Origin of the sequence: Methylobacterium sp. Leaf85 (genome assembly GCF_001422125.1) — a bacterium.
In the GTDB taxonomy this organism is placed as follows: Bacteria; Pseudomonadota; Alphaproteobacteria; order Rhizobiales; family Beijerinckiaceae; genus Methylobacterium; species Methylobacterium bullatum.
Map to the genome: position 1 here is coordinate 1 of NZ_LMME01000022.1, position 13561 is coordinate 13561.

The 13561-nt window shown below is 54.0% G+C and carries 10 protein-coding genes; 4 read left to right on the forward strand and 6 right to left on the reverse strand.

The window, feature by feature from the left end:
- Positions 1-438: 438 nt before the first annotated feature.
- Positions 439-2220, reverse strand: coding sequence for an ATP-dependent helicase (locus ASF08_RS24110; protein ID WP_082473191.1), 1782 nt, complete (start codon positions 2218-2220; stop codon positions 439-441).
- Positions 2213-3994, reverse strand: a complete 1782-nt coding sequence (locus ASF08_RS24115; RefSeq protein WP_082473192.1) for an ATP-dependent nuclease — start codon at positions 3992-3994, stop codon at positions 2213-2215. Before ASF08_RS24115 ends, ASF08_RS24110 begins: the two co-directional genes overlap by 8 nt.
- 1225 nt (positions 3995-5219) lie before the next feature.
- On the opposite strand from ASF08_RS24115, the gene ASF08_RS24120 reads away from it, so the two are divergent.
- Together ASF08_RS24120 and ASF08_RS24825 are read left to right on the forward strand one after the other, a co-directional pair.
- Positions 5220-5888, forward strand: coding sequence for a nucleotide-binding protein (locus tag ASF08_RS24120; RefSeq protein WP_162238956.1), 669 nt, complete (start codon positions 5220-5222; stop codon positions 5886-5888).
- A 1-nt stretch (position 5889) separates the two neighbouring features.
- Entirely contained in the window at positions 5890-6186 is a 297-nt protein-coding gene (locus ASF08_RS24825; protein ID WP_156629576.1) for a hypothetical protein, read from the forward strand.
- Positions 6187-6257: 71 nt separating this feature from the next.
- Here the strand turns inward: ASF08_RS24825 and ASF08_RS24830 are convergent, their stop codons facing one another.
- The 3 genes from ASF08_RS24830 to ASF08_RS12240 all read right to left on the reverse strand — a co-directional run bounded on the left by ASF08_RS24830 (position 6258) and on the right by ASF08_RS12240 (position 9608).
- Positions 6258-7040, reverse strand: a complete 783-nt coding sequence (locus ASF08_RS24830) for a hypothetical protein (RefSeq protein WP_156629577.1) — start codon at positions 7038-7040, stop codon at positions 6258-6260.
- 191 nt (positions 7041-7231) lie between these two features.
- Entirely contained in the window at positions 7232-7966 is a 735-nt protein-coding gene (locus tag ASF08_RS25340; RefSeq protein WP_200931856.1) for a hypothetical protein, read from the reverse strand.
- Positions 7953-9608: an HsdM family class I SAM-dependent methyltransferase gene (locus tag ASF08_RS12240; RefSeq protein WP_056145578.1), complete on the reverse strand. Its 1656-nt coding sequence runs from the start codon at positions 9606-9608 to the stop codon at positions 7953-7955. The genes ASF08_RS25340 and ASF08_RS12240 overlap by 14 nt, the downstream gene beginning before the upstream one ends.
- Before the next feature lie 341 nt (positions 9609-9949).
- On the opposite strand from ASF08_RS12240, the gene ASF08_RS12245 reads away from it, so the two are divergent.
- A complete protein-coding gene (locus tag ASF08_RS12245) occupies positions 9950-10639 on the forward strand; it encodes a recombinase family protein (protein ID WP_056145585.1) in 690 nt (229 codons plus the stop codon).
- A gap of 120 nt (positions 10640-10759) precedes the next feature.
- Positions 10760-11590, forward strand: a complete 831-nt coding sequence (locus tag ASF08_RS24835) for a hypothetical protein (protein WP_156629578.1) — start codon at positions 10760-10762, stop codon at positions 11588-11590.
- Positions 11591-12230: 640 nt separating this feature from the next.
- Here the strand turns inward: ASF08_RS24835 and ASF08_RS12255 are convergent.
- Positions 12231-13313: a reverse transcriptase domain-containing protein gene (locus ASF08_RS12255; protein ID WP_162238957.1), complete on the reverse strand. Its 1083-nt coding sequence runs from the start codon at positions 13311-13313 to the stop codon at positions 12231-12233.
- Positions 13314-13561 lie beyond the last annotated feature (248 nt).

Here is a 13561-nt window from a genome sequence, read left to right on the forward strand (position 1 = left end):
GTTCACGAGCCTGAGCGCGGTCCATCTAATCGTCTCTCACATTCTTCGTAGCCTTACTTGGTACTTAGACGTGACGCCAGAACCTATGCTCAAGTCAACCCCAAAATTAAATACCTATTCTTTATGTAATACATGAAATAAATCTTAAGTATTACAATTTATAAGAATAGCTTCTTCTATTACTAAACTTGCAGACGACTGCAAGCTATCTATGTCTTACAACGACTAAACAGATAGACCGTATTACCGGGATTGTCGCCTGAACCCCTTCGGGCGACAGAAACTTGCTGCTCCAGGCCAAGCTGCTCGCTGATAGTGGGACGGTGGACGTGCCTGCATCTACCAGGATGCGCGACCGGGCTTTCAGTAAATCGATGAATAACAGCACGATGTTGCGCTTCTAATGAGGTGCGTTCAACCATTGTAAATTCATGACGATCAGCTTTTAAGGCTCCGATGGTATAGCTCCGCCACCCATGGAGAGTGGTTGCCGTCCTGGTACACGATCGAAAGCTCTTTTCGTGGTCGAGTCACCCCGACATAAAACAGACGGCGCGCCTCGCGCATTGCTCCAGGGGATTGCCTGTCGCGATTGCTGGGGATGTCGCTAGCGTTCATGCCGTAGAGGATAACAGCATCAAACTCCCGCCCTTTCGAGCTGTGCAGTGTGCTCAGAATTACGCGGCCACTTCCTTCAATCCTGCCTGAAAAAATGTTGAGTGGAATGTCTTTACCTTCCTCTGGATTGGTCTTCTCTACCATCACCTTGCAGACATCCCATTCAACCTGAGGATTACGGGCAATTATCTTCCATGGGATGATCAGCTCACCACAGATTCGCTTCAGCCAGGAATTCGTAGATTTTTCTGAAGCAATAGAAGTACATAGGAATGTAATTAGTTGTTGCGAAATTACCTGCTCTTCGGCCTCGCTTGCGCGTCCTCCGTAGACAAGCCCTATCGCCTGACTGAGCAACCGAACATATGGAGGGTCGGCGTCTCGCCAGCCACCGGTCACCCAACTAGCACAGGCCTCAACGAACCGCGCGAGGCGTGAGCTGCGCTTAACGAGCGCGTTCCCATCGGTACGGACATATGGGATGCCCCTCGCATCGAGCGCTTCCGCCGCCTTATCGCCGAGCCAAGCGGCTCGGTACAAAATAGCGATTTCCTGAGGAGGGTACCGATCGAGTAGATTGGGCAGCACGGTTTCTGCGATCGTAGCCGCCTGCATGTTGTGCCCACCTTGGACCTTCCAAAACTTCAGGTCGCCTTCCGGCGCGTCGTCGAGACCACGATAATCGCGTTCTTCGCCAAGGGCCCCCATGGAAGCGCGGATGATCTTTGCGCCTGATCGATAATTGAAGCGCAAACGGATATCACGAACATCATCCCGTGCAGCCAAATTTTGAAGTAACTCGGGATTGGCGCCTGTGAACGCATATATCGATTGATCAGCATCTCCTACTGCGAACAGACGCATGCCGCCCTCAAAGCAAAGCAACAGCACGAGCTCGTGGAGTGCATAACCGAGATCTTGATACTCATCGACAAACAAGACCGGGAATCGTGCCCTGATCGCCGTGCGAATCCACATGTGATCTTTGATCATGCGGAACGCTATCAGTGGCATGTCATCGAAATCGATCAAACCGCGTCGACGAAGCTCAGTCTCATATGCACCTATGAAGGCGGCAAGATCGGCGTTGCGGTCTAGCCAACCGGGAAGACTACGATCAACATCTCGGCGGCGTTTTTCTTCGGCGAACGCCCATCGTTCGTGCGGATTAAACCGGCTGCCTTTGAAGACAGCGGCATATGCTGCTTCTACAGCAACAGCACGTTCGCCAGCACTAGCGACGCGAAAGCTATCGGGCAGGAGCCCGGGTACACAACGCGCATAAGGCAAAATTACCTGAGTAAGCGCAAAGCTATGAACTGTGCCGACGAAGCAGCGGTCATTGCCAGCGATGCCCAGGGCGATGAGCCGAGTTTCAAGTTCGATAGAACATTCATTATTGTAGGTAATGCAGGCGACGCCGCGCGGGTCAACGATATCCTCGACAAGAGCTCGCGCCATTGCAGTGGTTAGAGTCTTGGTTTTCCCACTGCCCGGTCCTGCAAGTACGACACAATGGGCGATCTCTCGCACGGCAGCGATTTGCTCGGGATTACGCGAAAGTTCAGCCAACGCCTTGGCGAGCACACTGTTGTTAGACACGGTCTGCCACGAATTTAATAGCAGCAGCAATATATGGGGGAGGCGTCAGACCAGCAGGCAACTTCCTAGCGAGCTTGGCGCTCAAACGACCTTTGCCTATGGCGGCGATCATTGCGAGGAGCTGGGCAGGATCAACCGGCGTACCACTGCGCCATGCTGCTATCCGTTTCGTACGTACTGAGCCAAAGCCTTGCTCATCAAGAATTTCGAGTAAAGCGGGAAGTAAGGTAGGTTCGTTAGAGACAGAAATTTCAAAAGTTTGTTCATTCAGGAAGATTCCTACCGATCCCCATCCGGCGCTGAACGCAGTGAAGTCAGCAGCCTCCAATTCGGCACGATACTCAGGACTAAGTTTTGGCAAACCACCGACCTCGGTATAAGCTTCCCAGATGTTGAAGGTACGCGCCTTACCAAGTGGTGCTTTGGTTCCGTCGAGAGGATCCCAATCGGTAACAACCGCAAACGGCAAGCCAAGGCTAGCTACAAGTTTCACATAAGCCTCAAAATGGACGCCAGCGATATTACAGACGGTAATGCCAAGCCCATCAAGATTTCTTCCGATAGCATCTGCGAAGACAGTGAGCAGTGTTTCCTCGGCATCCCCTTCAACGAAGATTACGCCACGAGAAAAAAGCAGTTCAGAGCGAGTAGCCGTGAGATAGCGCTCGATATCCTCAAGTTCCTCTGCACTGACCGGAAGCTTAGCGAGAGAAAATGCTGATGTAGCACCATCTTTAGCTTTGAGATGAACAATCGATCGAAGGGGGGCGACTGCTGCAAGTGTTGGAGAGTGGCTAGTGAAAATTAAGGCCTGGGCAGGATCTCCGGCGTTGAATAGTTTATCGAAGATGGAGCGTTGAAGCTGAGGATGGAGATGTGCTTCAGGTTCCTCAATACAAAGTAGAGAATAGTTTCGCTCATTCTTGGCACGCCGCCAAGAAAACTCTGCTAACTTCAGTGCAACAAGCGCAACATTAGCCGAACCTAGGCTAGCTTCAGCAATGCTACGCTTACCGTCGTCGATGAACAGAGCGATCGAACGGAATAGTCGAAGCGGATCGGCTGGAGTGAAGCGAAGTTTTGCATCAAGATCGTGCGACGTGCCTGCAAGATGGAGGATGCCAGAGCGCAGCGAGGCTTCTAGTGCCGTAACTGATGGGAAGCTTTCCAGCTTTTTGGTAGCTATCTCCAGATCACTTGCAACTGCGTTGAGGTCGGTTCGACTTACCGAGGCGATCGCATCCTCTAGCAATGGTCTAAGCGGGGAATTGCGCCAGGAGCCCAGCTGACTTTCAGCATCCCGCAGGGCATCAAGCATATCGAGTGCGATGCGACGGCGCACACGGCTTGGGATGTTACGTGTCTCACTCCCTCCTCCAAAAACAATGAATTCGCAGTCCTCCCCCGATTGAGGCTGTCCGCTGACCTCAGGCTTTTTGCGATAGATATAGCTCAGCCGGGCTACGGTTGGATCGCTTGCAGTTCGAAAATCGGTGAGCAAGGCAGTTAGCGCAGAATCGCTGCCGAAGTCCGTAAAGTCGACATGTATTTCGATCGACGGATTCGTAGTCCAGTCGCAGCCATCCCAGAAATCTGAGAGCTTTAGTTGTCGTGCGGAATCAGGAAGTGTTGGATCGAGTACAAGCCTAATCGCAAACAGAAAATTGCTTTTACCAACTCGATTCTCTCCAAGCAGTACAACATTACCTGCGAGTGGGACATCGATCGATTTAAAATTACGAAAGTTACGAATACTTATGTTCGATAGACGCACAACGCCGTCCTTTTGATTACGCCTCGGAACACGGTGCTAAAAAAATGCCTTGTTAGGACCAGCAGCTGTTCGGAAGAATCTTGGTATCATCGGAAATTTGATAACTTCCCCCTTCGATAGACGCAACCGCTATCTATCCCTCCCGTTTTCCGATGGCTTTCCGTGTTGGTGGCCTCGTTTTGTATCCCTGTTTCTATCTTAGATTTCGTGCCCGGCACAGATTGGCCCCCACCCCCCCGATGACGAAGCCAGACAATCCATTCAGGTGAAACAATCCTGATCACGTTAGGGGCATTCCGCCACCTCGTCAGGCGTCTTTCCTCGATAGTGAGTAGACCCAGCGCCCGTGCCTCACGAAGCGCCCGCTTCACCGTGGTCTCACTCACGCCAGCTACCGCTGCGATCTGTCCTATCGGCCAGGAGCATGAGCCATTCCGGCTCACTTCCGTAGCTATCACTGACAGGACGGATGCTTCTGCCAGGGTGAACCGAGCTGCAATTTTCGGTGGGAGTTTGCCAGACGCTGCCCACGTCCGTCGTCGCTCCATTGAAGCTGACGATCTCGGCCGCGACCCCACATAGCGCTGCTTTCGCTTTGCAGCCGTCTGCACGGCCTTCCGTGTCTCAATGAGGGTCGACAGCTCCTCGGCTTCGGACTCACTGACCTGCCCTGCTCCGAAGGCCCGCCAAAGCAAGGTGGAAATTTCAGGCAGCTTCACACGTGACGCAGCCTCGATGGCACGCCGTAATTCCTCAGCAAACATAGTCCTCGGTCCCATGCGGGCCGCAGGCAGGCTCAAGGCACGACTTCATCGTTGACGGAATTGGCGTTCCGTCTTGACACCCAGGGGGGTCATGTGGCTTTTGGGGAGTTGAAAACCGGCTCCCGAGCCACTCGATTTTTGCGGCCCTCCTGTTTGGCGACAGGGGGGCCGTAGTCGTTTCAGGGTCTATCTCGCGGCAGTGATCTCTCCTGACGTCAGCTCACGACTCACGACTCACGAAGCGGATCGTTAACCGAAGCGCCTCTTGTCGGACAAAGCCGACCCCTACGTCAAACCCATAGCGCGGTCTTCCAACGAGCATCGTCAGGGCCAACCCAAATTACTCCGAAAACCCTAAACCTACACCTAAACCATAAAGGTTGAGCTAAACGGTAATCGTATCTTTACTCCTTACACCTACACGCTATTTACGGTCTTCCGTCGATCCGTGGAGGTGCTCTGTGCACGTTGTCAGCCTCGTCGGGCTCAAAGGTGGGATCGGCAAGTCCACCCTTACAGCCCATCTCGCCGTCGCCGCCCATCATGCAGGCGTCCTTACCGCAATCGTGGACACCGATCCGCAAGCGACCCTTCGTATGTGGTCAACTCGCAGACAGATCGACGGGCCTCCTGTTCGCCCTGAGACGACCCCTGATTTTCTCGAGCCAACCTTAAAGGCTTTTGCGGCACAGGGAGCTGAACTCGTCTTCATAGACACCGCAGGAAAATCGGAGGCGATGGGAAAGCGCGCGGCCGAGTTGTCTGACCTAGTGCTTATCCCTTCGCGGACCTCGCTTGCGGACATGGATGCCGTGCCCAGCACAGCGTCTATGTTGGAAGGCATCGGGAAGAAGCATTTTGTGATTTTTTCCGACGTGGATGTGTCAGGCCGAAAAAACGACGTCAAAGAGGCTTCGAAGGGATTTGCCGCCAGGGGTATTCCTATCGGTAATGCGAACGGCGCTCCGACGGTGTCCCATCGGAAAGCGTTCAAGTCCTGCTTCAACGACGGCCGGACCATTCAGGAACTGGAACCCGATGGGAAGGGCGCTGAGGAGATCGATGCGTTGTTCCGCTGGGTAGCAAAGCAGATCGGCCTCAAGGTCAAACGCAAGCGGGTGGAGACGTAGGATGGCAAAGAAACCCGGCCTGTCGGCGGCGTTCACAATAGGGGAGCAACCCATACTCGACGTACCAGGGAACCCTCAACCTGTAGCCATCCCTAAAATTAAACCTACACCTTTACCTAATCGTCGTGATCATCGGGCGAATAGGCAGGCCTTCACAGTATGGCTCGACCGTGACCTCGTAGCGAAAATTCGAGAACTATCCCGCGGCCTTGTCACCGAAAATGGACGGGCCGGCAATTCAATTGAAGCACTAGTTACTCAAGGGATCGAGCACGTTCTTGCCAAGCACGAGCGCTAATGAATTGAGTTCTCAGGCTTGCAGCCGTCTGCATAACGTTATCGTCTCAAATTAAGCAGAGATAGCGGAATTCAGAAGTCAACGTTTCTAGCGCGAGCCGCCTTAATATGGGATAGAGTGCCCTGCCGTTCATGCTTATAGTCGAATTCTTCATCGATCGCTGCAATATATTGTGACTTCATGAAATGCCACTGGATACTTGATCCATCGCTATTCACTAGCCAGTCCCCGGCAACCCAAGACGGCACGCTATGAAAGAGCAAAACGAGCGAAGCTGCCATCGCGCGCTCAGCCAGCCGATTGAGTTCGTTCACATCTTCCGGGCGCTCTCTGCCGGGCTTTACCCCCGCTTTAGCTCCTTCGATCGAGTGCAGGATCTGCGTAGGAGTAAGGTGAACGTAATTTGACGTTAGCCCATATATTCGACCAAGCTCTCCATCGAAGCTGGCTTGAATTGCGTGAGGTAGCAAATCAAGCTTTATTTCTTTCTTGATCGAAATGGATGGCGAGCGCAGCTCCTTGTTGAAGAGCTCAAGCTTTTCCTCGATAGAAGAAATGTAACTTGCCTGTTGTACGTGTGTAATTTTGACGGACGCTTCAATTAGAAATCTCAATTCACGTCGAGCTACATTTAGGAGGCCTTGAGTGACCAATGTAGAAATCGATAAAGCTGACTGGATTAGGTCCTGATATAGAAAATAAAGAATGTGATCCGATCCGTATTTGGGATCTCCCGACGTATCAGCTGCTATGAACGCGACACTAGATACATATGATCTAGAAAGAAAGCCAGTCTGCCGGATGGGTTCTACCAGTTCCGGTGGTAGACCATCGGGACTCAATTCCTCTTGCACGTATCCTCCCGTGGCCGGCCTGCTATTCTATTCTGGCCGTTACGCCTTAGCGGTAACCGACGCAACCTCTAGGCATATCGTCCCTAACGTCCGCCTCCTACCATCACGGGTATTCGATGTTGGTACTAAGCGTTAGGTACCCTACCAGCTGCAATCGGTTAGAAAGCCATGCTATCAAGGCGCCTTCGGCCTCAATTGACCGAGCGAAGATTTCCACCGTCAAACTCGTAGAAATCCGGATTTCGCTCGGCGGCTATACTTAGCAGGTCGTTGATGACGTAATCCAATGGAATTGGGACGGTAGGCTTCCCGACCTCGAAGGCTCGGAGGTCCACAGTGGTTGGAGATGCCTCTAAAAGGAGCAGGTAAAACCTTTCGAATTGCTCATCGCGCCCTGCCGGGTCATTGCGGCCTGTGAAAAGCCTTAGCCTCGCGTGTGCGTTTAGGAAGGTGGATTTGCGCCGAAGGGTGTTGTCCGTCTCGGCTCCCTTATCGAAAAAGAAGAAGCCCGCGAGCACGCTGTAGGGGAACCGTCGATGGAGGGTGACCGCCTCCATTAGCATGTCCCCTCGCCGGTTCACGAGATTCTTTTGGTAGTTGCTGGTGCGGGTATCCTTGAAGTTGATACTCTTGACCGAGATGGCCAGCAGCAGCCCGGCCTCCTCGGTAGCCCAGGTAACATCTACCTTCTTCGCCCCAAGGCCACCGGCCATGCGTCTTTCGGCGCCTGAGCTACCCAGCACCCCAGGGGGGGCAGGCCGGGCCTCCCTTAATCCTCGCTCGCGTAACTCTGCGGCAAGAGCCTGGGCGACAACCTCCGAGACGCGCTCGCTGTAGCGCTTCTTTTCACTCTGCGAGGCTGTGTCGGCTGGCTTTGGGGGGAGGCTCTTGAGAGCCGTATCCAGGAAGTCATCAACCCTCGCCACGGCTACCTCGCCCTCGCATCACGCGTCGTTGGAACAAGGCCTCACGAGCCTGCCGTAGTTGGGCCAACTGGTCAGTATCGAGCTTCATATGCCGTTCCAGAATAACCGCATCCACCAACTCGACCGCCTTCAGGAGGTTGTTCTGCCGCAGGGCGATGGCGAGTTGGGGAACGGTCAATTCCAGTTCCCCCTGAGCGGCAGCGAGCACAGCCGGGGTCGGGACGGGCAACAGGTCCGCCTCCTTCGGCTCATGTTTCAAGAGACCTCCGCCGTAGGCACGGCCTACGACCTCTGAGCCAAGCAGGGTGACTGTGTTCAGGCAAGCTATCGGAAGTGTCGCCTTTCCAACCTCCCGTAGCTCCGGCCTGAGCTTCACCCCGTACAATGAGTTGAGAACAAGAGCACCCGCTTCGTTGGTCGTAAGGCGTGGGCGATCGTGGTTCATGTAGGTGAAAAGCAAATCGGGCTGCGCTACCAGTGGCACCCGCCACCAAGGCGTGCGGACCCTGCACTTGTAGGCGTTATGGACACCCTCGCGTTCGCCAGCCTCGATGTAGGCTTTGGCAGCCTTCGACGGGTTACTGGCTTGAGGGGCAAATAAGTAGCAGCGCCCCCCTTCCTTCGCGAGTTCGGTCCATGCCCTTTCGCTAAAGGTGAGCCCTCGAAGGTGCCTAGCGCCAGGAGGGGAGATCCTCAGCAATTCTGCCTTGCTGAGCCCTAGCCGTGCCGCGTCGGCTGCCGTCAGGGTGAAGTAGTCGTTGTTGCCCGTAACAGAGCCTAGGTAGGTATCACCCCACTCGATTAGCTTCGTGAAATGTTTGCCGAGGGTTAGCTCACGGTAGGCCTCAAGAGCCCCATTTTGGATGAGGGCAGAGGTCCATTTCTCCCCGGCCGCAGGCACGAAACCGCGCCACGAGGAGGTATCCAAATTCGCGAGGCTGTCCGCATCACGGGCCTGATAAACCTCGAAGCTCTGTGCGGTGCCACGGCCCTCCGCCAGGAGCAGCACCACCTCTTCGAGGACCCCAGGGAACAGCAACTGTTCGAAGAGGATGAGCCGCACCTTGGCGAAGCGGTTCAACAGGAAGCGTCGCACCTCGCTCGCGTAGTTCACCGACATCAATTCGGCTGGGAGCACGAGGCCGAGGCGACCATCATCTTTCAGGAACTCTGAAGCGTGGATCGTGAAGGCAGCCCATGAGCTAGCAAGGGATGTTAGCCGGACCCCATGAGCAAGGGCGACCCGGAGGCTCTTCGCACGGGCAGCGCCTGAGAAGTGCTGGTAGCGCACATAGGGTGGGTTGCCGATCACCGCATCGTAAACGGGCTGCGGGTTCTGGTCGAAAAAGTCGCCTTCGGTGATGGCAGCATCGTAGCCTTCGGCCGTAAGGCGCGCCTGGGCACCTGTTACAGACGGGCCGTGGATCTCGACGCCATTTAGGTGCCTAGGCAGACTACGGGTCGAAACGCCCAAAGCTTTCAGGCGGGCAGCGCTGGGAAGCAAAAATGAGGCATCGCCGCACGAGGGTTCTAGAACTCTGTCGCCCTTCGACCGGATTGCCCAATCGGCGATGAACCGGCTGACCTCGGGCGGGGTGAAGAATGCTCCACGTGCCTTCTGACCTTGTACGAGATGATTCACGGGTTCCCAATCACGTCCCTTAGGGCTAGCGGCGACGCTCTCACACAACGCCCCTCCGGTAAACGTTTCTTCTTTGTTCTCAACACCGATCCAATTTTGATCATGAGCTTCGTCAGAGCTATGCTCTTCTGTCAGGCTCCATCATGCGTCAGCGCTTGGTCACCCGCTACGAAACAGGCGGCGATCCGTCATCCCGAAACAGCTCAGAAATCGGCACATTGTGTTCTCTTTATCAGAAATGCTGATTATTGATTTGCAGACATCTGCAAGCCCTGGCAGGCCTGTGACACGCAATGCGACGCTCGTTGCACACAATGTTACGGACTACCGGGGCTGCTTCGATGAACAAGACAGGGCGCTACATCGCCTATTACCGGGTAAGCACTGCTCGGCAGGGGCGGAGCGGTCTCGGCCTTGAAGGCCAGCGCTCAGCGGTCCTTGGCTTTCTAAACGGCGGCTCATGGACCCTCATCGAGGAGTTCACCGAGGTCGAGTCGGGCACTCGGTCCGACCGTACGCAGCTCGCCGCTGCACTCGCGGCCTGCCGCCTTCACAAGGCTACCCTCGTGATCGCGAAATTGGACCGCCTCGCCCGGAACGTAGCCTTTGTTTCAGCACTCATGGAGGCCGGCGTCGATTTCATCGCCGTCGACTTTCCGCAGGCCAACCGACTCACGATCCACATTCTCGCCGCCGTGGCCGAGCATGAAGCCAAGGCCATTTCGGACCGCACTAAATCCGCCCTTGCCGCCGCCAAGGCTCGTGGGACGGTCCTGGGAGGGTTCAGAGGCCGTGCGGGCACTCCGGGCGATCTGGAACGTGCTAGGGCCTCTCGAACCGCCTCAGCTGATCAATACGCGGCCGACCTCGCCGGTACTATCGCCACGCTTCAAGCAGGCGGTATTACGTCCCTCTGGGGAATTGCCAAAGCCCTCAACGCCAAAAGGATCACAACCCCGCGCGGGTCAGGCTGGTCAGCAAGCCAAGTCCAACGCGTTTTAAAGCGTCTTTCTTACAATCAAGGAGCCTAAATATCTTTCTTTTAATCTTGGTCGCAGATTAGCTGTAAAATTATCAAATGTTTCACGCGATTAGGTTGGAAATTTCTGATTTTTGAATAATCTGTAAACTGTTTAGAAAGGATTCTGAAAATGCCACCTATTGACAATGTAACTACTGTTTTAAGATTTCCAAAGTTCCCCCCCGGAGAGAAGGTATATATTATTGGCGAAAAAGATGCTCGTCTTAATATTGAAAATCTACACATTCCAAGTGGTTATAAAATAGTAATATCTCCTGAAGTCAACTCTATAGAATGGTCTGTAAGGAAAATTTCTTTTGGAGAAAAAGCTATAATTGATATTAGTTATTATGGAAGCGTAGTAGATAAACCGGCTCCGGCACAAGATCTGGGTGGTCAAGCCGACCACGGTGACTTAGGAGCCCCAGGAAATAATGGCTCAAATGGAGCACCTGGACATGCTGGAGTCTCACTCACTATTATAAATCTTGAAGAAATAGAAAATGATGGATCTCTTTGGATACGTACAAATGGTCAGAATGGTGGTGAGGGCGGCGACGGTGGAGGGGGCCGTCAAGGAGGTGGTCCAAGGAATAAGGGGCTGCCAATATTCGGGAAGAAAGCAGCACGAGGCGGACATGGTGGACATGGCGGCAGTGGCGGGAAAGGCGGTGATACCAGCACGGTGAAAATAAAATATTTACCAGTCGGACTTCAGGGGCGGTTTGTTAGCGGCTGCGCGAACCAGCCTGTTGGTGAAGATGGGCCTCCGGGGTGGGAAGGCGGCAACACAGGCGTGATCGCAATTTACGGTGGACCTGGTCAAGGTGGGCGGGGTGGTCGTGGCGGACGTGGGGGTGCTGGCGGCGATAAAAGTGTTTCTGATGGAGATGTAGGTAGTCAAGGCCCTACTGGACCAGCAGGAGCATGTGTTCCTGTTGAAACGACTAGAGGTACTTGAGGAATTCACACGACAATAGGGGAATGTTTTATTTCATTCCTCTATTGTTTACAGAATGAATATTATTTAATTTTGAATCTGTAAAACACTTTAATGTTGTAATACAATTATTTATCATAACCTCTTGTATGCATGATTTATCTTTATTTATCTTGCAGATAACTGCAAGCTCACTCTCAGAACTCCTCTCGTAACCAAATAGGGCCGGACGCCCCGAAGGGGCAAGACGTAACCTCGCATATCTCATACCCAGCACCATAGGCATCAGCACCCAGGGATGCACTGCTTAAGTTCTAGATGGCGACGGGATAGAGGCTCCCCGCAAGGCTTGTGGAGCCAAAGTGAAATCAGAGGTAAAACGGAGAGGATGGCACAGACCCTCCCCCATCTCTAACTGAGCGCAGTACCCTGGGAAAATTCTACGATTTTATCGGATTGTAATAAGCTGAGGCAATGTAATACCGATCGAAACCTAATGGAGACGTATTACAAACTTGCCCTGCAGTCTCAGTGGCTTGAGTGCAGCTAGCTGCAAATCATCCGGCCAAAAGTGATAAGCGCGGACGCCGCGAAGCGGCAAGCCCCAGAATGTACATACGCCGTGCGTAGAAGGTACAGCCAACCTCAATCCAGCAGATGTCTAGGTATGGTGAGGAGCTTGCTCGGAAAGGCTCGCATTGAACCTTTCGAGCACCGACTCCCGTATGCCCCGTGGAAGCCGGCGGAGCCACGCATCCAACTGATCGGTGGCACGGGTTGCATCACGCTGAGCCGCACGAAGGTCATGTCTCATGCCTGCGGTAACTTCATCTCGGAAGCTATCAAGGTCGGACATGGCGCTGAAGCCGCTTAGCCGAGCGTTCAAAGCCTGTTTCCCTGCGATTGGTTCGACACGGCCCTTTTCCTTGTCGGTGAGTTGGCCGTTCTCCGCAGCTTCTAAGATCCGTCCGTAGTTCGCCAACGAAGGCTCGATCACCACGTCTTGCTCGTTCAGGCCCCTTCTACGGAAGCCGTATCCAGCCCTTTCAAAGCCGTCTCCAATCGTTGTAATACCGCCCGATAAAACGAACGGCCCAGCGCGATGCCCGGCAAAGTAGCCGGTAAGGGTTTTTTCAATCTCGCGGCAATCCTCTACGCCTTCCGCCACAACGAGTACGTCGTCCGCAAGAAGGAAGGGGACACATTCGGTTTGTAATACACCCGGCAAATCATTGAAAAACCAGGAGATAATTACGTTTGATGCCGGAGAGCCCTGCATGAGTCCGCGCGGGCCGTTACGCTCTATCGTGTGGTCGTCATAGGGGTAAGAGACCCCATGCTCCTGGGCGTACCTCCTCTCTCTGTGGGGGGCGTGCCGAAGGTCCATAGTCCGAGTGTCGAGGACATTACGGATCACGACCTTCGGTAGGGGAAGCTGGCTGAGTGCATCGAGGTTCACGCTATCAAAGCAGCTCGTGACATCGGCCAGATAAACGAATTCGTAGCCCTGTTGGAGCGCTTCAGCGATGCGCCGAGCCTCCCTATCGCGGCCTTGGCCTTTGATGTCGGAGAGGTGTGGACCTGGCGTGAACGACGTTTCGAGCACGTCCTTCACCATCAAGCTCGCTGCGTACAGCACAGTGGGTAGTCGGCACAAACGCCGAAAGCCGCCCTTGGCTTTCGGTATTCTCCACCAGAAAACCGATGCACCGCAGGGTTTGAATGGATCGATGCGCTGGGCCATTGCCTTGACCCGCTCAGTGGTTGAGTTGCCTGGAAGGGCTCGAAAAGCTGCATCCAGCTTCGTAACGGACGAAGCGAGATGCTTCCGTATAAGACCCTTCTTGCGTCGTGCCGACGCTTGTCGAATCGACGTCAAGCTTTTGATGGTAAGTTCACGAGCCTGAGCGCGGTCCATCTAATCGTCTCTCACATTCTTCGTAGCCTTACTTGGTACTTAGACGTGACGCCAGAACCTATGCTCAAGTCAAC

What these genes read in the sequence shown, in the direction of transcription:
- ASF08_RS24825 (WP_156629576.1), top strand. Translation starts at nt 5,890, where the DNA reads ATGGCAAAGAAACCCGGCCTGTCGGCGGCGTTCACAATAGGGGAGCAA.
- ASF08_RS12245 (WP_056145585.1), top strand. Translation starts at nt 9,950, where the DNA reads ATGAACAAGACAGGGCGCTACATCGCCTATTACCGGGTAAGCACTGCT.
- ASF08_RS24835 (WP_156629578.1), top strand. Translation starts at nt 10,760, where the DNA reads ATGCCACCTATTGACAATGTAACTACTGTTTTAAGATTTCCAAAGTTC.
- ASF08_RS12255 (WP_162238957.1), bottom strand. Translation starts at nt 13,313, where the DNA reads ATGGCCCAGCGCATCGATCCATTCAAACCCTGCGGTGCATCGGTTTTC.